The organism is Kitasatospora sp. NPDC096128 (assembly GCF_040303105.1).
In the GTDB taxonomy this organism is placed as follows: domain Bacteria; phylum Actinomycetota; class Actinomycetes; order Streptomycetales; family Streptomycetaceae; genus Kitasatospora.
Genome location: NZ_JBEOSP010000004.1, coordinates 166,493 through 186,744, shown reverse-complemented (window position 1 = coordinate 186,744; position 20,252 = coordinate 166,493). Strand labels below are relative to the sequence as shown.

The following is a 20,252-nucleotide window of genomic DNA, read 5'->3' as shown; positions in this document are numbered from 1 at the left end:
CCGCCCACGACGACCGTCAGACCGGCCCCTGCGCCGGCTCCCGCCCGGGGGCCGACGCGGCGGTTCGGCGCCGGTCCAGGATCGCGAGTGCCTGCTCGCACCAGCGCTGGTTCTCGCGCTCGAACGACAGTCCGCGCATCAGCGTCAGGTACGGCCCGACCCGTTCGGCCGTGGCGAGGTACTCGTCCTCGAAACGCCCGTCCAGCAGCCGCGCCCGCAGGCGCTCGTAGCGGGCCACCTTGGCCTGCGCCCACTCCAGCCGTTCGAGCAGCGCTGCGCGCACGGCGTCCGGGTCGCCCGCGTCCACGGCCTGCACCTGGACGAGCAGTTCGTCCCGGATCGCGGACGGCCGCGGCGGCGAGGCCGTGAACGACCGCAGCGCGGCGCGGCCCGCCTCGGTGAGCGAGAACAGCCGCTTGTTCGGCCGCCGCTCCTGCTCGACGACCCGGGCGCTGACCAGCCCCTCGGCCTTCATCCGGTCCAGCTCCCGGTAGAGCTGCTGCGGAGTGGCCATCCAGAAGTTCGCCGCCGACGCGTCGAACGCCTTCGTCAGGTCGTAACCGGACGCCTCGCCCTCCAGGAGGGTCGACATGATCGCGTTGCGCAGGGCCATGCCGCCAGCCTAGCGAGCGCCGCCACGCACCGGCGACCGACGCGATTAATCAACAAGGCACGTATCTCTGAGACGAATCCCGGCATGCTCCCGGAGCGGGAACTCCGTCCTGGTCGTACGAGAACGGGGCGGCCTGGTCAATGAGGGTCAGGGTGCCGCGTGCCGGTGAGGACGGGGCGACGAAAGGCCGCGATGCGTGGGGGATCCCATGCAGGAGGCTCTGTACGGCGCGTGGGCAGTACCACCGTCACGGTGACCGGCGTGGCTGCACCTCAGGATCCGACGCCGGTTCGGCCGCACCGGGCTGGCGTCGGCCGACTGGCGCCTGCCCGGCAAGGCCTGATCTCCTTCGCCTGACCTGTGAACGTGTGAGCCCGGCCGGGGAGGGGCCCGGACGGGCTCACACGCGTCCGACGACGGCGCGCGGCGGCTCGGGTTCAGCAGCCGAAGTTCACCAGGCGGAACGAGGCGTAGTGGTCGGCGGTGTAGTAGTCCTCGTGCGCCTTCTGCCCCGTGATGATCCGGCGTGCCCCGCGGGTCGGCGATCCGGGGGTGATGACCGTGTACTCGTGGTAGTAGCCGGTGGTGTGGCTCGGCAGGAGGTGCTCCTGGTTCCGGAAGACGACGCCGTCCTGGTCGTACGGGAAGGGGCCGCCCTGGTCGATGAGGGTCAGGGTGTCGTGCGCCTGCGAGGGCAGCGCGGAGTAGCAGACGCTGCCGATCGCATGCACGGTGGTGGAGGAGGGAGCCGCGGAGACGGCGGGCGCGGGGGCGGCTTGAGCGGCCGGTCCCGCGAGGAGGGTGGCGGCGACGGCGGCGGCGCCACCGAAGGCTGCGATGTGTGGGGGAATCCTCATGCAGCACATGATGATGCGCGTAGAGTGACGTTCGTCAAGCCCAAGTTCCTTGATTTGTCCGGCTGTTGATTCCATCGCCGCACGGGGTCGGCTCGGGGGCGGGGCTCCGGCCCGACCCTCTGGACGAGGTGCATGCGCGTGAGCGGGGCATTCTGCGGGCCGCCCGATCGCGCGGGTATGCACAGTGAGCGCTGACAGTCCGATCTCTTGACGGTGCCTCGGCGCCTGGTCATAGTGATGGCCGGCGCAGCATGGTGACGGTGCCTTGGTGCCATGTGTGCGGCCTTTGCCCGGCATGAATTGTTAGCGCTAACAAAGTTGGGCGCCTTCTTCCTTCCCCCACCCGCGAAGGAGTTCCTTCATGACCAGAGGATCGTGGCTGAGCCATGCCCGACGGGCGCTGGCGGCGGTCGGAGCGACCGCGGTGCTCGCCGCCGGTCTGCTCACCGGCACGGGCACCGCTCGGGCTGCGGCCGAGGGGCCGTGCGACATCTACGCCGCCGGCAGCACGCCGTGTGTCGCCGCGCACAGCACCACCCGGGCGCTGTTCGGCTCCTACAACGGCCCGCTGTACCAGGTGCGGCGGGCCTCGGACGGCACGTCGCACGACATCGGGGTACTGTCCGCCGGAGGCGTCGCCGACGCGGCGGCGCAGGACTCCTTCTGCACGGGCACCACGTGCACCATCACCCGCGTCTACGACCAGACCGGAGATGGCAACACCCTCGTCTACCAGGGCCCCGGCGGGACCGGCGGCGCCGACACGGCGGCCACCGCGAACACGGAAGCGCTGAGCGTCAGGGGCCGTAAGGCCTACGCGCTCTACATCAACCCCGGCAACAGCTACTTCGCCTACAACTCCACGGGGGGCGTGCCGACCGGCAGTTCACCCGAGGGCGAGTACATGGTCACCAGCGGCACCCACGTGAACAACGGCTGCTGCTTCGACTACGGCAACACCGAGATCGACCACAAGGCCGACGGCAACGGCGCCATGGACGCGATCAACTTCGGTACGGAGTGCTGGTTCGGCGGCTGCACCGGAACCGGACCATGGGTGCAGGCGGACCTGGAGGACGGCCTGTTCTCCGGCGGCAGCAGGATGTGGAACCCCGACCAGGTCCCGCAGAGCAGCCGCTTCGTCACCGCGATGCTCAAGAACGACGGCACCACCCGGATGGCGCTCAAGGGTGCCAACGCCCAGTCCGCGGGCCTGGCCCAGCTCTACAGCGGCGCACTGCCCAGCGGTTGGAGCCCGATGCACAAGCAGGGCGCCGTCATCCTCGGCAGCGGCGGAGACTGCTGCCAGACCAACCGCAACGCGAGCGCGGGCACCTTCTACGAGGGTGCCATGGTCAAGGGCTACCCCTCCGACGCCACCGACGCCGCGGTCCAGGCCAACGTCGCCACGGCCGGCTACAGCGCCACCACCCCCTTCACCCCCGGCGCGAAGGTGTCGTTGCAGGCCACCACCTCCTGCTGCACCGGCGACTACCTGCAGCACGACACGAGCGACGACAGGGTGGTGATCGCGCCGGTGACCTCCGCCAGTTCCGCCACCGACAAGGGCAACGCCACCTGGATCGTCCGCGCCGGCCTGGCCGACAGCGCCTGCCTGTCCTTCGAGTCAGCCGACAGCCCCGGCCAGTTCCTGCACCACTCCGACTACCAGCTCCACCTGAACGCCGACACCGGTGGCAGCTCGTTCGCGAAGGACGCCACCTTCTGCCCCAGCAAGGGCAACAGCGGGGCCGGCACGTCCTTCCAGTCGGTCGACTTCCCGACGAAGTACCTCCGCCATTACAACTACACGGCCTACATCGCCGGCAACGGCGGCGCCAATGCATGGGACAGCAGTACCAGTTGGGCCGCCGACACCAGCTGGCTGGTCGCTCAGCCCTGGGGCTGAGCCGCCCGGGCACCAGCGGTTGCCGGCAGCGCGATGCTGCGGGCAGGGGCGGCCCAGCCCATGAGCTCGGTGCAGGCCCAGCGTGATCGGGGACCTGGACCTGGCTGCCGAAACCTGGCCGGGCGCCGGACGGAGTCCACCGACGCAACGGAGACGGGGCGTGGCGGTGCGGGGGCGGGCGGCCCCCTGTTCCAGGGGCGCGGGCCGGAGCTGCGCGAGCACCGCCGGGACCACTCGGAAGACCTGCCGAGAGAAATCCCGATCGAGCGGCGACCTTTCCGCGGCGGGCGGCCACTGAGGGGAGAACGGGGAGGGCGAACTGCAGTCGGCCCGCCCCGCCCGGACCGTATCCACGACTCCGATCGGGAGCCGCACGTGTCACCTGACGACCGCACGGCCGTAGTCCAGCCGCCGTCCCCGTCCCGGGGCCGAACGCACCGCCGCAGCGACACCCGCCGCCGCATCGCGGCGGGGGCCGCGACGGTCTTGCTCACCGGGCCGGCACGGGCGCCCTGGCACCGGGTGCCGGCGCCGCACCGAGTATCGCGGTCACCGTCGACGCCGACAGCGCGCTGGGTACGGTGGCCGGCGGCGGGGTCGGCCTCAACACCGCTGTGCATCGTGGTGGATTCATGGACGGGTACATGAATCCGGCGTAGCCCGCCCGCAGCCCTCTCCGGTGAGAAGGCCGGGCGCGGCCCGCACCGGCGTTCCCGGGAACGGGACATGGGACCGGACCGGGGTTGCACCTTCTGCCGGCATGGAGAGTTTCGCGCATCAGTGTTCGGACGCCCACCGCTTCACCCGCTCGATCACACCATCCGGATCGGGAACGGTCGAATGGACGGTGAACTCGGTGTAGCCGGGATCGTCGATCGGCAGGGCCGGGAGAGGATGTTCGCGCAGCCGGGCGACGAGGTAGCCGGCGGCGAGCAGGTCGCGGGACTTCTCTTCGTCGACATCGGCCTTGTCCGCGTGCCAGTAGGAGCCGTCGTACTCCACGGCGAGCCTCCGGCCGCCGCGGAGCTCGACCGTGATGTCGACGTGCCAGACGCTGCGCCGGACGAACGCGATATGGCGCACGGCTTGCCCTGAGGATGCTTTGCCGAAGGCGCGTTCCGCGGCCGCATGGTGGTCGAGTTCGACCTGCGACTTGCCGTGCTCCCTGCACTCGGGGCACCCGCTGCCGGCGGCGCGGGATGGCAGGGGGGCCTGCCACACGTGCTCGGGGCTGGCGGAGCACACCCAGGTCGGGACGAAAGCCGTCTGACCGCTGGGGCGCACGTGCCAGGCGGAGAGCGGGTTCACCGGCGACCACTCGGCCGCGAGGTCCGGGAAGTGGAAGGCGAGCGAGTCGAGGATCGTCCGACACTCAGGGCAGCGCAGGCGCTGGCCCTTGTCCCGCTGTTCCGGCGTGTCCTGCCACTCGTGACCGCAGTCGGGGTCGCGCCACCACACGGTCCTGCGTGAGCGTGGGGACAGCTTCGCCAGACTGATGCGCCCGTTGAGGGTCGGGTGCCACTGGGAGGCGATCTCCGGGCTGAGCCGGAACGGGGCCGGATCGGCTTCGACGGCTTCCAGGCCGGCGGTGCGGGTCTCCTGGCTCCGGCAGGACGGACAGCCCGACCGGAGGTAGGTGTACGGCGACACCCGCGGGTGGTGTCCGTGTGGACAGCGGAACCGGTGCAACCGGCCGTACCCGACCACCGGGACAGTCCGGGGGTCCTCGTCGTCGGCCCACGCGGTGAGCAGCTCGGGCACGTCGGCGACCGGGGTCGCCTGGTAGCGCTCGTACTCCGCTTCCCACTCGGCCCGGCGCTTCGGTTCGCACGAGGGGCACTGCGCCCGGTGGATCATGTCGTGGACCCGCGCGGTGAACCGCAGGCCGCAGTCGGGGCAGCGCCAGGCCGCTTCCCGGCGGGCCGTGACGGTGACGCTCTCCCACTGCGCGGTGTCGTTCTTCTCGTGGTCCCACCAGTCGAGGACCGGAAGGCCGGAGTCCTTGAGCAGGGCGCGCTGCTTGTGCCCGGGCGGGTTGGGAGTCTGCCGTGCGCGACTCGGGTTGGTCTGGCACCGGCAGCCGAACGCGATGTCCCCCATCCGTTCGGCAGCGAGGCGGTTGCAGTACTTACACCGGACGTGATGAGGGTCGTCGGGGTAGGACGGGTCGGTCAGTGCTGCCAGGTAGTGGTAGCCGTGCCTGTCCGCGTGTTCCTTCGCGTCTGACACAGGGACCGGCGTCAGATCCGCGTACGCGCCGTGGCGCCGTCGTTCGTCCTGCGCCCACTGGCGCCAGTAGCACGCCCGGCAGGTCGCCTCGCCCTCCGCGTTCTTGGAGAGGGTGTACTCGAAGCGGTAGTGAGCCTCGCACCCACACGTCAGGCACCGGGTCAGGCGCCACGCCGTCGGCTTGGCGAACGGCTCCAACGGCTCCAGTCCGCCGACGCGGAGGATGCCTGTGATGTGATCGTCGCACCAGGCATCGCGCGAACGCGTCCGGTACGCGGTCGGCTGCGAACAACCAGGATCCGAACACAGCTGAACCGGATTCCCGGGCGATATAGGACTCACCTGCAGGATTCTTTCATGGTCACTTGCTGTTCCCCGGGGCGGGGCCTGTGCAGTACGTCTACGATCCTTGGTTGTTCCGCTCCCTGGCGGGCCATGCCGCAAATATTCGACGGTCGCGCCCCGTCGGCATCGGTCCTGTCAGGTGCTGTCGCGGATGGTCGAACGCTGTCATGCGTCGGGTGGGGGAGCGAGCGCCGACGGGTGTGCTTCGGAGTGAGCGCCGGGGGCTCCGGATCTGGGGTGCGGTGGGACCGGCCGCCGCACCCCAGATTGCCTGACATGCAGGTCAGCGCACGTTTCCGCGGGGCTTGAGGGGAATCCCGGGGAGTTCCGGGGCGGGGAGGCGGTCGCCCGGGTAGCCCTCGACGGCGCCATAGCGGTCGGGGTTCTCGGAGCTCATCCATTCCTCGCGGGCTCGGGTGATGTCCTCGTGAGACCGCCCGATGAAGTTCCACCACATACCACGCGTTCGGCAGTTCTTCCCAGCTCAGGGGCTTGATCGACCATCCGGGGTCAGCAAAACGTCAGCAAGACGCCCGGGAGTCGACAACCATGGCCACCATCAACCTCGTCCGCGGCATGGGCAGCTTCTTCAAGGAGTGCGAGCACCCCGAGAGCCGGTGGTCGAGGTGCCCGCACGAGTACAAGATCCGCTACCGCAACGCGGCCGGCAGGCAGACGGAGGAGTCGGGCTTCGCCACCCAGGACAAGGCGAAGGCCCGGCTCATCGAGGTGTACCAGGCCCGGAAGAACGCCCCGCAGAGCCAGCGCAAGGCGGAGCGGATCCAGAAGTACGGCCCGATGCAGTTCGAGCCCTACGTCGAGGAGTGGAAGGCCAGCCAGCGCCACCTCGGCGCCGCCTCCCTCCGACACCTCGACTCACTGCTGGAGCACCACCTCTACCCCGCCTTCCGCAGCCGCCGGATGGGCACCTTCGACCACAAGGTCGTCGAGGCCTTCATCCAGACCATGGAGCGCAACGGTGTCGGCCTCGCCACCCAGTCCAACGCCTTCGACAAGCTGAAGTCGATCCTCCTCGACGCTAACCGCCTCGGCCTCTACGACGAGAACCCGTTCGACGGCGTCAAGCCGCCCCAGTACGACCCGAAGCGCGCCGTCATCCCCTCCCTCTCCCAGCTCCAGGAGATACGCACCGCCGGCGACGACGCCTTCCTCGTCATCGCCGACCTGATGAGCGGCTGCGGCCTGCGCAACGGCGAGGCCACCGCGGTCAACATCAACAACATCGTCGCCGACGACGTATACCGCGTCACCGAGCAGGTCAACCAGACCACCAAGGACTACGCCCCGCTCAAGCACCGCAAGAAGGGCGACTACCGCGACGTCCCGCTGCCGGCCCGGGTCAAGCTGACCATCGAGTGGTACGCCGACAAGTACGGCACCGTCGACGGCTACCTCCTCCGCCACCCCCGGGACCTCAACAAGCCGTTCCCGTACCACATCCTGAGCAACCGCTGGCAGCGACTCGTCAAGCAGGCCGACGATATCGACATCCCCGAAGGCATGACGCTCTACGGCCTCCGCCACTTCTTCGCCTCGAACTGCCTCACCCACAACATCCCGATCACCGACGTCGCCGAATGGATGGGCCACAAGAGCATCGACGTCACCTTCAAGATCTACCGCCACCTCATGCCCGGCTCCATCAGCCGCGCCGCCCAGCTCCTCGACCTCGGCCTCGCCGCCTGAACGAACGAGAGGGCCTGCCCCGCCGGGCAGGCCCTCTCGTTCGTTCAGGCTGTTCAGGTCACGCAGCCGACATGCGCTGCTGCTTCACCCACGCATGAACGTCGGACACCTTGAACTGCAGCTTCGCGTTCCTCCCGCTCCCGAACCTGTACGGGACGAGACCTGCACGAGGCGCTTCGCGGTACACCCACGGAACCGACATGTTCAGATACTCCGCGATCTCCCTAACGCTCATGAACTGCGGAACCACAAAGGCCTCCTCTGCGACGGCTACCGGGCGCCAGAGAGGTTCACACACGACTAGCTGTTTGGCCGAGCCGAGATCATCTGCTAAGTAGCGAACAACTGAGCACCGTGACACACGTCACCGGTCCACAAGAAGTGGATCAGAGCCCGCTTTCATGGCCGCCGTCACTCGAAGAGGGGCCGCCAGGGTTAACACTCGCCCTGACCTGCCACGGAGCGAGCGGCCGGCCAGCGACTGAACTTGGCTCGACGAGCGTGAATGAGACCAAGCTCTCACTGTCGACCCGGCGGTTGACGTCATGCCTTCGGTTCTTCCGGCTCAGTCTCAGGCTCCGTGCGCGCGCGCCGGGACTGATACAAGTAGGCACCGATCAGCCGGATGAGCTCTTCGGCTCGCTCGCCCTCGCCGGTCAGCGCGCCGGTCAGCTTCCCGAAGGCCCCCTCGTTGAGCACCGCCGCGTCGGTAAGGGCTTCGCGTAGGTCAGGGGAGATGAGGAACTGGTCCTGCGCGTTGTTGTCGATCTGCTCAGCGATCCGCGGGTCCTCCTCGGCCATCCCGGCCGCGGCCGTGACGAACCCGCCGATCTGCGGGTCCGCGAACTCGCCGCCGAACAGGCTGTTGATCTTGGCGATCACCTCGGACAGCAGCACTTGCTGCGAATCGCGGACCACCGCTGTGCCGATACCAGTGCCGCCCCGCAGCCCCGGCGTTTCCTGGTCTCCGGCCAGGGCTATGGCCGCCTTGCCCTGATCAATGTGCCGCACCCGCTTGAGGACTATCCCCGACAGGTCCACGTCGGCGCTGGGGTCGTCGACCGCGAGCAGGCGCACCAGGTGACGCAGGAACTCGGCGAGTTTCTCCAAGTCGGTGGTCGCGAAGTCGACGACCTGAGACATGTAGTCGTAGAGGTGTACGTAGGAGCCGCAGTCCTTGCGGAAGGTTCGCAGCTCATTCAGGGCCTCGCTGTCGTCCCTCTCGGTTGCCTGGGCCCATCGGTTGGCGAACTCGTCGCGGGCCGGCGCGATCGCTGCCGCCAGAGCTGAGTGGAACAGAGCCTGGTCGTCGAGCTTGCAGTTCGCCGCGGCGAGGGCGTCGTTGAGCCAGTTGTGGCCGGCTTCGTGGATGAGGTCGCGGGCGAGCGCGGCGGGGTCGGCGACGTGGTCGACGAAAACGGTGCCGGGCAGGCGGCTGATCGTCCAGCTGTCGAAGGTGTCGTTGTACCGCTTGTGACCGAGGAAGACGAGGACGCGGGCGTGGCCGGCCAGGAGGTCGCCGAAGCCGGTGTCGTCGGCCACGGCGTAGGCGGCGCGGGCGAGTTCCTGGTGTTCGCCGGGCGCGGGGCGGGTGTAGGGGTTCAGGAGGTAGTACGGGGTGTCGGAGATCGGGGAGGTGATGAGCTGCTCGGGAGCGATGACGACGCAGTTGCCGACCGCGGTGGGGGTGGCGAGGGCGTGGGCACCGGCGTCGGGGTGGTCGGTGTACCAGGTGAAGAGGTCGTGGTCTCCGGCGCGGGCGGCGGCGTCGGCGCCTTCGAGGTAGTGGTGCGCGGTGGCGTAGGCGAAGGCGTGTTCCGCCGCCGGGGCCGGTGCGATGGCGGCGAGGGCGTGGATGCGCTGGACGCGCCGGGGGTGCAGTCGGTCGGTGGGGGCGAAGCGGAAGCCGGTGTGCTGGACGGTGGTGGCCATGGGGATTCCTCCGGTCGCTGGTGGGTGGCTGGGGCCGGGCCGCCGCTCGGGGATGGCGGCCCGGCCCCAGGTCAGGAGGTTCAGGCGGTGTGGATCTCCTCGGTGGTGCCCTCGCCGTCCTCGGCGGTGACCGGCGCGTCGGCGACGGCGGGCCAGCCCTCGGCGGAGACGCGGGAGGTGTGGGCGGTGGTGCGGACGGTGGCGTCCTCGCCGCGCAGCTCGTCGACGGCGGCGAGGAAGCCGGTGATCTGGTCCGTCTGGTCCATGGGTCCTCTTTCTTGTCGGGGGTGGTGATGGTCGGGCGGTGGGCGAGCGGCCGTCTCGCGTGCATCGCCTTCGCCCGCACGGGTGCGGGCGGGTTCAGAGGGTGTCGCGCTCGCAGGGGCAGCGGTCGAGGGCCGGTGCGTGGCGGGCGGCGTGGATCAGGACTCGGGCGCCCTGGTCGAGGCCGGCGAAGTAGGCGTCCCAGTTGCCGTCGGTGGGGACGAGTCGGATCTCGATGGTCCGGTGGGTCTTGCCGGTGGCCGTGCTGGCGAGGTCGGTGTGGATCAGCTGGAGCGTCAACCCCGCGGGCAGGTAGGGGGCGGCTCTGGTGACGGCGTGGCAGGCGCGGGCGGCGAGTTGTCCGTATTCGGCGGGGCTGCGCGGCAGGAGGCCGACGCGGAACGGTGACGGCGGCGCCTCGCTACCGGTGTGCTGGTGGCCCTCGCAGCTGTCGTAGGTGACGGCACCCCAGCTGCCGGTGACGGTGTCGACGAGCGGTTTGACGCGGGGCTCGATGCCGTCGGCCCACTGGGGGTGCAGCGGGTCGAGGTCGTCGGCTTCCTGGATGCCGGGCAGGCCGACCGTGTTGATGTTGCCGTACTCGCTGGTCACCAGCCGGGCCGGTGGGCGGGGTGCACCGGGGTTGTCCCAGCGGGCGAGGAAGGCGTCGGCGTCGGCCATCTCGTTGACGGCGTGACGCCGCCAGTGGGCGGTGCGGCACAGCGCTCCGGCGGGGTGGCCGGGTGCCGCGAGGAGGGCGGCGACGCCGTCGACGAGTCGGGCGCGGTGCTCGCAGTAGGCGTCGTCGCTGCCGGTGGCCTTGAGCATGCGCCAGCGGGTCGCGGTGCACCCGCCGCCGCACACCGTCTTGTACGGGCAGGTGAGGCACTTGGCCATCATGGCCCGCCCGTCGGTCAGCAGGGTGTTCTTGTGCTGGGCGGCCGTGACCTGTTCTTCGCCGACGGTGGCAACCGGCAGGAGCCGGGCGGCGGGCCAGGGGAGTTCGTCGCAGGAGCCGAAGCGGCCGTGGGGGTAAGCGGTAAAAACATGGGCGCACTTGAGGTTGGAGAAGTGGCAGTGGTCACCGCCCCCGGCGCCCTGGAGCTTTCGGATCACCGCGACGACGGGGTCGAGCTTGATGCGGCTGTGGTGGCCGGCCGTGATCCAGTGGGCGGCGGCCTGGAGGACGAAGTGGGCGTACTGGTCAGGAGTGATCGCCCAGGCCGGCCCCTGTGCGGTGATGGCCTGCTGTTGCAGGACGCGGCTGATGGGGGTGCGGCGGGAGGTGCAGGCGGTCGCGGTGGTGGTCGAGCTGTCGAACGCCGGGACCAGGTTGATGGCGTTGACCGCCGGGAATGAGGCGATGTGGTCGAGGATTTCGGCGGCCCGGCCCAGGACCTTCGGGGTGACGACGGTGACGACACCGCAGGTTCGCCCGCGGTGGGCGAGCAGTTCGAGTGCGGCGGCGATCTTCGGATAGATCGGTTTCCCGTCGTAGCCGAGGCGCCAGGAGTTGCCCTGTGCGTCACCGTCGAGGGATATCCCGATGCTCAGTTGCGGGTAGTGCCGTTCGAAGAGGTCGAGCCAGGAGTCGTCGAGCTTGATGCCGTTGGTCTGGAGGTGGACGCGCAGGACGGCGGGCTGGGCGGCGAGTTCGTCGAGGATGGCGGCCATGGTGTCCTGGCCGACGGTGAGCGGCTCGCCGCCGTGGAGTTCGATCACGAGGCGGCGGCCGGGGAAGAGCGTGGCGAGCGCGCGGATCTGCTCGCGGGTGATGACGGCTCCGCCGGGGCCTTCCTTGCGCTTCTCGAAGCAGTACAGGCAGTCGGCGTCGCAGGTCTCGCCGCGCAGCTTGAGGACGATCGAGACGGCGGTGTCGAGGTCGGTGTCCTCTAGGGGTAGCCACAGGGAGTCGAGGCCGGAGTGCGGTCGCTGAGCAGTGTGCAGCCAGGTGTGGGTGGTGGTGTCCGGCATGGGTGCCTCCGGCCGGTCGGGGTGGTCAGGAACAGGCGGTGGTGGCCCAGGCGTGGAACTGGGCGTCGGTGAGCGGGATGAGGTCGTCGCCGCGTTGCAGGGCCCAGCCGTCGCTGCACCGCTGGGGCAGCCAGCCCAGGCCCGACCAGGCCGGGTCGAGGGCCGTGTCGCCGGGTTCGGGCGCACCCCAGCGGGCGGTCAGGGCCTGACAGAGTCGCGCCCGGACGGCCCGGAAGGCGGCCTCGGAGCCGAAGGGCCGGCTGGTGTCGGGCAGCGTGGGGACGGGGCAGGGGGCGTGGTCGGGGCCGGTGGCCAGGCCGAGCAGGGCGGGCAGCCACTTCTCGCCCAGCAGCGGTTGCCCCGCTGCGGCGGCCTCGGCCTGCGCGACCACCACGGCCAGGCGCTGCCAGACGAGTTGCTCGGAGAGGCGCTGGCGGGCCTCGATGAGCCCGAGCAGGTCCTCGGTCAGGCTGATCGCGGCCTGGATGCGGTCCGCCAGTGCCCACCGGGCGTACTGGTCCGTCTCGTTCGTGTTGAGCACCGGGTTCTGCTCGCCGTGGTCGAGGACGGCTGCGGTGCGCAGGGTCGTCAGGTCGCTCAGGTGGCGCCGCACGGCGCGGAAGGCGGCGACGTCGCCCTCGCGGGGCAGGTCGAAGGAGGCGAGCAGGCCGTGTAGTTCGCCGAGTTCGTCGGTGGTGCTGGTGTGGAGGTCGATGCGGATTCCGTCGACCACCTGCGAGACCACCCGCAGCGGTTGCCCGGCTGGGGTGACGATCCGCAGGTCGATGTCGGAGCGGGCGTGGGCGAGGCCGTGGGCGAGGGCGCCTTCGAGCCGGATCTGCGCGCCCGGGTGCTCGGCGGCCAGGACCGCCGCGGTGGCGTGGGCGATCCGCAGGCGTTCGGCGTGCCAGGGCGTCACGGTCTCACCTGCTCGTGCCGGGCGGCCAGGGCGCGGGCGGTGGCGGCGACCCAGGTGTCCAGGCGGTCGCGGACGTCGGTGCGCTGGGCGCCGATGTGCGGGGTGGCGATCAGGTTGCGCGGCGTTCCGCCGCGGGGCAGCAGGCTCATGTCGTCGCGGTCGACGGGGTCCAGGGCGAGGCCGGCGAGGTCTCCGTCGTCGAGGGCCTCCAGGCAGGCCGGGACGTCGAGGGTGTCGAGGCGTCCGACGCACACGAGCATCGGGCGGCGCTCGCGGGCGGCGGCCAGGAAGGCGGGCCCGAAGGCGCCCTGGTTCGCGGGCGTGCCCGGTAGGGCGACCAGGTGGATGTCGGCCCACTCGGTCAGGGCGGCGGCCGGGAGTTGGTGGATGTCGGCGGGGATGCTGGGCCGGGTGGCATAGGCGATCTCGCCGACGTGCGCGGCCAGGGCGCCCTCGCACGCCTGGCCGATCGCTCCGGCACCCCAGATCGCGAGGCGGGCCTCGGCGAGCGGGCGGGTCAGGCAGCCAGCCTTGAGGTGCACGCCCACAGCGAGGGCCGACTGCCCGAGCGGGATGCGCCGGGCGAGCGAGAGGATCGCCGCGAGCGCCCACTGCGCGACGGAGTCGGCGGCAGGGACGGGGTTGCGGTGCACCGTGATTCCGCGGCTGGCCAGCTCCGGCAGGTCCAGGCCGTCCAGGCCGGAACCCGCGCGGATGACGTGCCGCAGTCCCGGCAGACGCCGAAGCTGGTCGGCTCCCAGACGGACCCCGGAACGCAGGACCACCATGGCGGTGGTGTCGTCGAGGACGTCGAGGGAGTCCGTGGTGCGCACGGTCCAGTCGGGCAGCGCCTGGGCGAGCGTGCTGCGGTCGGTGGCGCTGGCCACGATCAGAGCGGTCGGACGGCTCACGGCCAGGGCGCTCACCACCGGTCCACCAGGATGTCGCGGGGGTCGGCGAGCACGTCCAGGAGCGGCTGGTTGACCTTCGGCAGCAGGTGCTTGCTGGGCAGGTCGGCCAGCGGCACCCACTCGAAGCCGACCTGCATCGGGTCGATCGGGTCGGACATGCGCGGCACGGTGTTGCCGTCGGTGATCTCGGCGAGGAAGTTGTGCTGGGTCTTGTGCTGGGGTCCGAGGTCGAAGCCGTATTGTCCGGGGACGTACTCGACGACGAACAGCTCCCGGACGGTGCGCACGTTCAGGCCGGTCTCCTGCAGCACCTTGCGCACGACCGCGTCGCGCAGCGACTCTCCCTCGGAGGCCTTGCCGCCGGGCAGGTTGTAGTGGAAGTCGCCGCCGTCGCCGCTGTCGTCGTAGGACAGCAGCAGGATCTCGCCGTCGTGGACGATCGCGGCCTTCACCGAGACGCTGATCTTGGGCAGTTGCGTCATGCCGGGCTCCTCCTTGTCTTCGGGGCGGGCGGCTACAGGCTGGCGCGGGCGGCGGGGTCGGCGACCTGGAGGAGGTCCTGGACGCCGGCCAGACGGTCCGGGTCGAAGGCGCCCGTGGCGCGGAAGGTGTCGGCCGCCTCGCGCATCGCGGCCATCGCCGCCCGGCTGAGCTGGTTGGCGTAGATGATCAGCGCGTAGCCGGCGGCGCCGAGTTCGTCCGGCCCCAGCTGGGGGAAGGCGGTGGGGACGCTCACCAGCGGGGCCAGCCCCGTCCAGGCCTTCGCGACGCTAAGCGCCTGCGCGCCGGAGGCGTCCTTGGAGTGCAGCAGGACCGCGTCCGCTCCGGCCGCGACGTACGCCTCGGCGCGGGCGGTGGCCTCGGCGAGCGACCCGCCGCAGATCAGCGTCTCGGTGCGGGCGATGAGCAGCATCTGCTCTCCGGCCTGGGCGCGGATCTCCTTGAGCTGCGCGCGGACCAGGTCGAGGTCGGCGAGGCCCTGGTCGCGGTGCAGCGAGAAGGAGTTGGTCTTGGGGTAGGCGCTGTCCTCCAGGCACACCGCGCTGGCTCCGGCGCGGGCGAGGTCCCGGGCGAAGCGGCCGGCCGTGCCGGCGGCCCCGCCGGCGTTGTCGATGTCGACGATCACCGGCAGGTCCGTGGTGCGGCGTACGGCGACGACCACGTCCGCGAGGTCACGGGGGCCGAGGACGTTCGCGTCGGGCAGGCCGAGCGCGGTGGAGACCTCCAGGCCGGACACCCACAGCGCGTCGATCCCGCCGTCGGCGGCGATCTTGGCGGCGAGCGCGTTGACGGCGCCCATCGCCCGCACCGGGCGCCCGTTCACGGCGGCGTTGTGGAGCGCCGCGGCAAGCGGCCGGGCTATCGGTGGCAGGGTGGTGCTCACGTTGTCTCCTTCAGGGGGAGGGCGGGCAGGAGCTGGTGCTCGCGCAGGGCGGTCCAGGCGGCGGCCAGAACGCCGGCGCGGTCCAGCGAAGCGTCGATGCGGACGATGGGACCGAGCTTGGGGAAGGCGGCCGGGTCGGCGGCGACCTCGTCGTACGTGCGCCGTACCCGGGTCTGGACGTCCAGGACGTCCCAGTCCTCGCGCACGGCGTCGCCCGAGCGGCTGGCCGCTCGGGCCATCGCTTCCTCGGGACTGTGCTCCAGCAGGAGCGTCAGGTCTGCCCGCACCGCGATGGCGTCTTCTAGCGCGGCGTACGTCTCCTTCGCCGAAGCGCCGTGCTTGACGGCGAAGAAGGCCAGCTCCGACAGGAGCCACCGGTCGGCGATCACCGGCCGGTGCCGCAGCGCGGGCACGATCAGCTGTTCGACGGAGGCCCGCTTGTCGGCGCGCAGGGCCGCGAGGTAGCGGGCCCTGTTCGCCTCGCTGGGGCGGTACTTGCCCTCTTCCAGGTCCGCGGCGACGCTCGGGTCGAGCCAGTTCGTCGTCAGGATCGACAGCGGGGTCGTGCCGTACAAGCTCTCGATGAGCCGGAACAGGCCCTTGCGCAGGGTGGTCTTGCCGGTGCCGTCGAGCCCCTCGACCACGGCCAGGAAGCCCGGGGGCAGGTTTTCGTTGTTCATCTACTCCACCTGCCCGGCGCCGAGGCCGCTGCGGTACTTCAGGAACTGGCCGCGCCACGGAAGCGCGTTGACGACGAGGTCCACCAGGCGCAGCTCGCCGAGGCCCTCCAGGAGGGCCGGCAGGCCGGGCTCGGTCACGATGGCCTCGGTGACGGCACGGCAGTAGGCGGTCCGCAGCCGCGGGTCGCCATCGCCGGCGCGCTGGAGGCGGCGGCGCAGGACGCGTGTCGCGGCGCCGAGGGCGACCGCGCGGGTCGCGTCGGTGAGGACGGTCAGGGCCACGGTGTCGGTGACGTCGTCGTCGATGTGGATGTGGTGACCACCGCGGTGCCGCAGCACGGCGAACGCCCCGACCCACCAGGCGGACGCGGCGCAGACCGCCTCAACGCCCTGGGCGACGGCCTCCTCCAGGCCGTCGGTCGTCAGCATCTGAGCGACGGCGCGGGCCGAGGCGGCCAGCGGACCGGTGTCCGTGGCGCGACCGATCTGCTGGGGGACGGTGACGAAGGGCAGGAGGCCGGCCGCCACAACGACCGGCACCGCCGTGTCCGGCGGCGGGGCCGGCCGGCTGACCAGGGCCAGCGGCGCGGCCTGTGCGGGCAGACCGCACTCGGCGGCACCCTTGCCGAGAGCGTCCTCCAGCTCCCTCCGGTGGAGGTGGATGCGCTGGACGGCCAGACCGTCCACGAGTTGCTCCCAGCCGTCGGCCACTGCGACCGGGCATGGGGGTGGCGGGTGTTCGAGAGCCATGGGTGTCCTCTCCGAGGCAAACCGAGGGCACGCAGCGATAGCACTCCGGAATGCCAGGAGTGCACTGCGTCACATCCGTAGCGTCCCGCGTGAAGTGACGCCGCGTCAAGCACGTGACTGGCAAATTGCCAGTCCTGTTGCCAGTCATATGAACAGCAACGTCCACTTACACTGACCGCGACCGGGCGAGGATGTCCTACCCTGACCCGACAAGGCGAGCCTCGACCTCGGAAGGAACCACCAGATGGCAGCGACCGTCCCGAGCAGCCCGGCCACCGCACGCAGGCAGTTCGGCGCCGACATACGGCGCAGGCGCGATGACCGTGACCTCACCGCCGCGGACGTCGCCGCCACCCTCGGGTGCAGCGTCTCCAAGGTCACCCGCATCGAGACCGGACAGCGCAGCGCCACCCCCGACGACTTCGACGCCTTGATGGAGCTCTTCCAGGTCCCCGACGAGGAGCGCGGCCACCTGGAGGCGCTGTTCAAGCGCGGACGCAAGCGGACCAGCATGTGGTGGGATGCCTACGCAGACGTCCTCAGCTCGCGGTACGCCGAGTTCATCCGCTACGAGCACGAGGCGGCCGAGGTGTTCGACTACCAGGTCGTCTACGTTCCCTCCCTGCTGCAGACCGAGGACTACGCCCGCGCGGTCACCGCCGTCGGCTTCGCCGCGCTCGGCCCCGACCAGATCGACAGCCTCGTCGAGGTCAGGATGCGCCGCCAGCACCGCATCCAGCACGATGCTGAGCCCCTGCGGTTCTCCGGCGTGATCACCCAGGCGGCCCTCGAATTCCACGTCGGCGGCCCTGCCGTCCAGATTGCCCAGCTGCGCCATCTGCGCGCGATGATGGCCCTGTCCAATATCGATCTTCGCGTGATCCCCTTCAGCAAGGGCGAGGAAGGAACGCTCACCGGCGCGTTCAGCACCTTCACGAACGAAGGGCAGAAGACCCCGGAAGCTGCCTTCGCGGAGGCCGTGACTGGTAGCGTCTTCGTTGACGATGCACTGGGTCTGCGGCGTCTCCTCCGCCTGTCCAACTACCTCGCCGACGCAGCCCTCAGCGTTGACGAGAGCCTCGACCTGATCGAGCAGACCGAGAGAAAACTGGCATCAGAATGATCAATGCAACGGAGCTGTACGCGGCCCCCCTCACCGGAGCCAGGTGGCACAAGAGCACGTACACGGCCAACAACGGCCAATGCGTTGAGCTTGCCCCGTTGCCGACGCTCCCGGCGGTCGCGATCCGCGACTCGAAGAACCTCCAGATCGAACCGATCAGGACCAGCCAGCAGTCGATGCGGGATTTTGCCACTGCTCTCCTCGCCGGTGGGCTGGTCGCGGTATGAGCCACCCTGCCGGATCCGCCAAGGCAGCCCTCTATGCCCTCGATATCAGCACCGTGGTGTGGCTGGCGGCGCCAGGCAGCGATCCAGCCGACCGCCTGGAATTGGCGTTCCTTCCAGAGGGCGCCGTAGCCCTTCGACACTCGGCCAACCCGGGCGTCGTTCTGCGGTACGACGCCCAGGAGTGGAAGGCCTTCCTGCTAGGCCTCGCCGACGGGGAGTTCGACACCGATATGGGCGTAGCTCTGGCCTCCACGCCAGAGCTACTCGCATTGGCTGGCGCCTCGGCGACGGCATCGGCCGGCTGAGACGAGCACGCTGCATCAAGGCACCGGGGACGCGCACCTCGGTGCCGGCGGCGCTCCGCATCCACTACCTGCGATGTGACAAGTCAGTTGGGACGTAGGTCGAGCGCGTATCGCAGCTCGGGAACGGTGAAGCCCTCCTGGCTTCTTCGCGATGAGCGCCATTGGGTCAGCGTAGGCAGAACCTCGGGCAAACGTCGGCCGCAGCGCGTCCCAAGACGTCCTTGCGGGTCCCGGCAGAGTCCGGTTGGATATTTACTGTGAACGAGCGATTGCGCTCCGCACTCGCCCAGCGCGGTGTGCCCCCTGCGGCACTCGCAACGCTCTGCGAGGTGGACCCCAAGACCGTGACCCGCTGGTTAGGCGGTCGCGTACCCCATGCCCGTCACCGGTGGACTGTTGCGCACCACCTCCAGATGGACGAGACCTTCATCTGGCCGGAGCCCCATCCCCGGGCCGCACAGGTCACCGGTCCCGGTGCCGGCCTCGTGGCCACATACCCCGACCGTGCCAGCGTCCCGCGGGAGATGTGGCTCTCCCTGCTGCTGGAGGCAGACCAGAACATTGACGTGCTGGTGTTCTCGGGGACGTTCTTCGCCCAGTCGAACCCGCGCATCGCCACGATGCTGGCGCAGCGCGCGGCGGCTGGGGTGAAGGTCCGGCTGTGCTTCGGTGACCCGCAGGGCCGCGCGGTGGCGATCCGCGGACGTGAGGAGGGCATCGGCGACGCCCTCGCAGCGAAGATCGGCGCCTCGCTGACCTACTACCGGCCGCTGCTGAGCACGCCCGGCTGCGAGATCCGCCTGCACGACACCACGTTGTACAACTCGCTATTCCGCTACGACGACGACCTGCTGGTCAACCCGCACGTTTGGGGCCAGCCGGCGTCCGCAAACCCGCTGCTGCACCTTCAGAAGGACAGCCAGCTGGGTTGGTTCAACGGCTACGCTTCGAGCTTCGACGCGGTCTGGGACTCCGCCCGACCGTGGACCGACGACGCGCACGGGAGCCAATCTCATGGCCGGCAGGACTGAGTACTACGGCGATCCGGACGCACCGGCCGCGAACTCCCTGGTCCCTGCGAGCAACCTGCTCGTGCAGAACGAGGCGGGCGAGATCCTGCTGCAGCGCCGGCGCGACACCGGGCAGTGGGCGTTGCCCGGCGGTAAGCAGGACATCGGCGAGTCCGCAGCGGACTGCGCGGTACGCGAGTGCGAGGAGGAGACCGGGATCAAGGCGGAGGTCACCGGTCTTCTCGGGGTCTACTCCAATCCGGAGCACATCGTCGTCTACAGCAGCAACGGCGAAGCCCGCCAGCAGTTCGAGGTGGCGTACATCGGCCGCCCGATCGGCGGTACGCCGACGATCAACGATGAGGCCGACGGTGTCCGCTGGGTGCGGCCGGGCGACCTGGACGATTACGACATCCACCCGAGCATGCGGCAGCAGATCGGTCACTACCTCAGCGGTCGGTACCCCTACCTCGGCTGACCCGCGGCGGCGAGCCGGTCTTCGGTGCGGGCTACCGCCGCCTCGATCTCCGGCTGGGCGCGCTGGATGAACCGTCCCACCAGCGCGTCGGCTCCGTACCGGGCGAGGATCTCCGCGACCCGGCCCCTGGAACGGGTCGGCTTCCCGTCGGGGGTAGTGGTCATGTCGCAGAAGATCAGGGCGTCCACCAATACCTGGTCGTCGAGCATCGGGAACTCCCGCTCCAGGGCTTCGCGTAGCCCGCGTTCCTCAGCTTCCAACAAGGCGAGCGAGTGGTTTGCCACCAGTCGCACGAGCCGCGTGTCCGCGCGGTGCTCGTCCCGCAGGAACCTGGCACCGTCGATGGGATGAAAGCCCGTCAGGGCCAAGCGGGGGGCGTATCCGACATCGTGGAGCACTGCGGCGGCGACCAGCAGGCCATCATCCGGTCCGGCGACCGCGGCCAGTTGCTCGGCTTGACGTGTCACCCCTTGGGAGTGCGACCACCGCCTCGGCAGGGTGTCCGCCAGCTCCTGTTCGGCGATCCGACGCGCCCACTGTGGCAAGGTCTCCGTCACGTTGCCAGCCTCCCCTCGTGGCGCCTGTTCCATGCGTTGCTGCAAAAGGGCACGCACTGCCCGGGTCACCGCTGTAGC

Annotated in this window: 21 protein-coding genes and 1 pseudogene; 7 read left to right on the top strand and 15 right to left on the bottom strand. The window is 70.2% G+C overall.

Annotation, left to right across the window (positions count from 1 at the left end; all coding sequences use genetic code 11):
* Positions 1-16: 16 nt before the first annotated feature.
* Together ABTY61_RS06930 and ABTY61_RS06925 are read right to left on the bottom strand one after the other, a co-directional pair.
* Positions 17-613: a PadR family transcriptional regulator gene (locus tag ABTY61_RS06930; protein WP_350503872.1), complete on the bottom strand. Its 597-nt coding sequence runs from the start codon at positions 611-613 to the stop codon at positions 17-19.
* Positions 614-1,050: 437 nt separating this feature from the next.
* Positions 1,051-1,470 (bottom strand): guanyl-specific ribonuclease, encoded by a 420-nt coding sequence (locus ABTY61_RS06925; protein WP_350503871.1) that lies wholly within the window; start codon positions 1,468-1,470, stop codon positions 1,051-1,053.
* 361 nt (positions 1,471-1,831) lie between these two features.
* On the opposite strand from ABTY61_RS06925, the gene ABTY61_RS06920 reads away from it, so the two are divergent.
* A complete protein-coding gene (locus ABTY61_RS06920) occupies positions 1,832-3,379 on the top strand; it encodes an alpha-L-arabinofuranosidase B (protein WP_350503870.1) in 1,548 nt (515 codons plus the stop codon).
* 777 nt (positions 3,380-4,156) lie between these two features.
* Here ABTY61_RS06920 and ABTY61_RS06915 read toward each other — a convergent pair.
* Together ABTY61_RS06915 and ABTY61_RS06910 are read right to left on the bottom strand one after the other, a co-directional pair.
* A complete protein-coding gene (locus tag ABTY61_RS06915; protein ID WP_350503869.1) occupies positions 4,157-5,608 on the bottom strand; it encodes a zinc-ribbon domain-containing protein in 1,452 nt (483 codons plus the stop codon).
* Between the two features lie 628 nt (positions 5,609-6,236).
* Positions 6,237-6,410 (bottom strand): annotated as a pseudogene (locus tag ABTY61_RS06910) (pirin family protein); the annotation flags it as partial.
* Between the two features lie 92 nt (positions 6,411-6,502).
* Here ABTY61_RS06910 and ABTY61_RS06905 point away from each other — a divergent pair.
* Entirely contained in the window at positions 6,503-7,660 is a 1,158-nt protein-coding gene (locus tag ABTY61_RS06905) for a tyrosine-type recombinase/integrase (protein ID WP_350503868.1), read from the top strand.
* Between the two features lie 58 nt (positions 7,661-7,718).
* On the opposite strand, the gene ABTY61_RS06900 is transcribed toward ABTY61_RS06905, so the two are convergent.
* The 10 genes from ABTY61_RS06900 to ABTY61_RS06855 all read right to left on the bottom strand — a co-directional run bounded on the left by ABTY61_RS06900 (position 7,719) and on the right by ABTY61_RS06855 (position 16,474).
* Entirely contained in the window at positions 7,719-7,895 is a 177-nt protein-coding gene (locus ABTY61_RS06900; protein ID WP_350503991.1) for a helix-turn-helix domain-containing protein, read from the bottom strand.
* A gap of 308 nt (positions 7,896-8,203) precedes the next feature.
* Entirely contained in the window at positions 8,204-9,592 is a 1,389-nt protein-coding gene (locus ABTY61_RS06895; RefSeq protein ID WP_350503867.1) for a hypothetical protein, read from the bottom strand.
* An 80-nt stretch (positions 9,593-9,672) separates the two neighbouring features.
* Positions 9,673-9,858 (bottom strand): hypothetical protein, encoded by a 186-nt coding sequence (locus tag ABTY61_RS06890; RefSeq protein WP_350503866.1) that lies wholly within the window; start codon positions 9,856-9,858, stop codon positions 9,673-9,675.
* A gap of 94 nt (positions 9,859-9,952) precedes the next feature.
* On the bottom strand, positions 9,953-11,830 hold the full coding sequence (locus ABTY61_RS06885; RefSeq protein ID WP_350503865.1) for a radical SAM/SPASM domain-containing protein: 1,878 nt from the start codon (positions 11,828-11,830) through the stop codon (positions 9,953-9,955).
* A 25-nt stretch (positions 11,831-11,855) separates the two neighbouring features.
* On the bottom strand, positions 11,856-12,749 hold the full coding sequence (locus ABTY61_RS06880) for a hypothetical protein (protein ID WP_350503864.1): 894 nt from the start codon (positions 12,747-12,749) through the stop codon (positions 11,856-11,858).
* Positions 12,746-13,675, bottom strand: a complete 930-nt coding sequence (locus tag ABTY61_RS06875; RefSeq protein ID WP_350503863.1) for an NAD(P)-dependent oxidoreductase — start codon at positions 13,673-13,675, stop codon at positions 12,746-12,748. The genes ABTY61_RS06880 and ABTY61_RS06875 overlap by 4 nt, the downstream gene beginning before the upstream one ends.
* On the bottom strand, positions 13,672-14,142 hold the full coding sequence (locus ABTY61_RS06870) for an NUDIX domain-containing protein (RefSeq protein WP_350503862.1): 471 nt from the start codon (positions 14,140-14,142) through the stop codon (positions 13,672-13,674). The genes ABTY61_RS06875 and ABTY61_RS06870 overlap by 4 nt, the downstream gene beginning before the upstream one ends.
* A gap of 32 nt (positions 14,143-14,174) precedes the next feature.
* Positions 14,175-15,044: an isocitrate lyase/phosphoenolpyruvate mutase family protein gene (locus tag ABTY61_RS06865; protein WP_350503861.1), complete on the bottom strand. Its 870-nt coding sequence runs from the start codon at positions 15,042-15,044 to the stop codon at positions 14,175-14,177.
* On the bottom strand, positions 15,041-15,724 hold the full coding sequence (locus ABTY61_RS06860; RefSeq protein ID WP_350503860.1) for a dTMP kinase: 684 nt from the start codon (positions 15,722-15,724) through the stop codon (positions 15,041-15,043). The genes ABTY61_RS06865 and ABTY61_RS06860 overlap by 4 nt, the downstream gene beginning before the upstream one ends.
* Entirely contained in the window at positions 15,725-16,474 is a 750-nt protein-coding gene (locus ABTY61_RS06855; RefSeq protein WP_350503859.1) for a hypothetical protein, read from the bottom strand.
* A gap of 244 nt (positions 16,475-16,718) precedes the next feature.
* On the opposite strand from ABTY61_RS06855, the gene ABTY61_RS06850 reads away from it, so the two are divergent.
* From ABTY61_RS06850 to ABTY61_RS06830, 5 genes are all read left to right on the top strand, one after another.
* Positions 16,719-17,597 carry a helix-turn-helix domain-containing protein gene (locus ABTY61_RS06850; protein ID WP_350503858.1) on the top strand — a complete coding sequence of 293 codons (879 nt, stop codon included), beginning with the start codon at positions 16,719-16,721 and terminating at the stop codon, positions 17,595-17,597.
* Entirely contained in the window at positions 17,594-17,824 is a 231-nt protein-coding gene (locus ABTY61_RS06845; RefSeq protein ID WP_350503857.1) for a DUF397 domain-containing protein, read from the top strand. Before ABTY61_RS06850 ends, ABTY61_RS06845 begins: the two co-directional genes overlap by 4 nt.
* The gene (locus ABTY61_RS06840; RefSeq protein ID WP_350503856.1) at positions 17,821-18,129 is read left to right on the top strand and encodes a DUF397 domain-containing protein; all 309 of its coding nucleotides are present in this window, start codon (positions 17,821-17,823) and stop codon (positions 18,127-18,129) included. Before ABTY61_RS06845 ends, ABTY61_RS06840 begins: the two co-directional genes overlap by 4 nt.
* 257 nt (positions 18,130-18,386) lie before the next feature.
* Complete coding sequence (locus ABTY61_RS06835) at positions 18,387-19,160, top strand: DUF5919 domain-containing protein (RefSeq protein ID WP_350503855.1); 774 nt, start codon at positions 18,387-18,389, stop codon at positions 19,158-19,160.
* Complete coding sequence (locus ABTY61_RS06830) at positions 19,144-19,617, top strand: NUDIX hydrolase (protein WP_350503854.1); 474 nt, start codon at positions 19,144-19,146, stop codon at positions 19,615-19,617. Before ABTY61_RS06835 ends, ABTY61_RS06830 begins: the two co-directional genes overlap by 17 nt.
* Here ABTY61_RS06830 and ABTY61_RS06825 read toward each other — a convergent pair.
* Positions 19,605-20,174 (bottom strand): HD domain-containing protein, encoded by a 570-nt coding sequence (locus ABTY61_RS06825; RefSeq protein WP_350503853.1) that lies wholly within the window; start codon positions 20,172-20,174, stop codon positions 19,605-19,607. The two genes, ABTY61_RS06830 and ABTY61_RS06825, sit on opposite strands and share 13 nt — an antisense overlap.
* Positions 20,175-20,252: the final 78 nt, after the last annotated feature.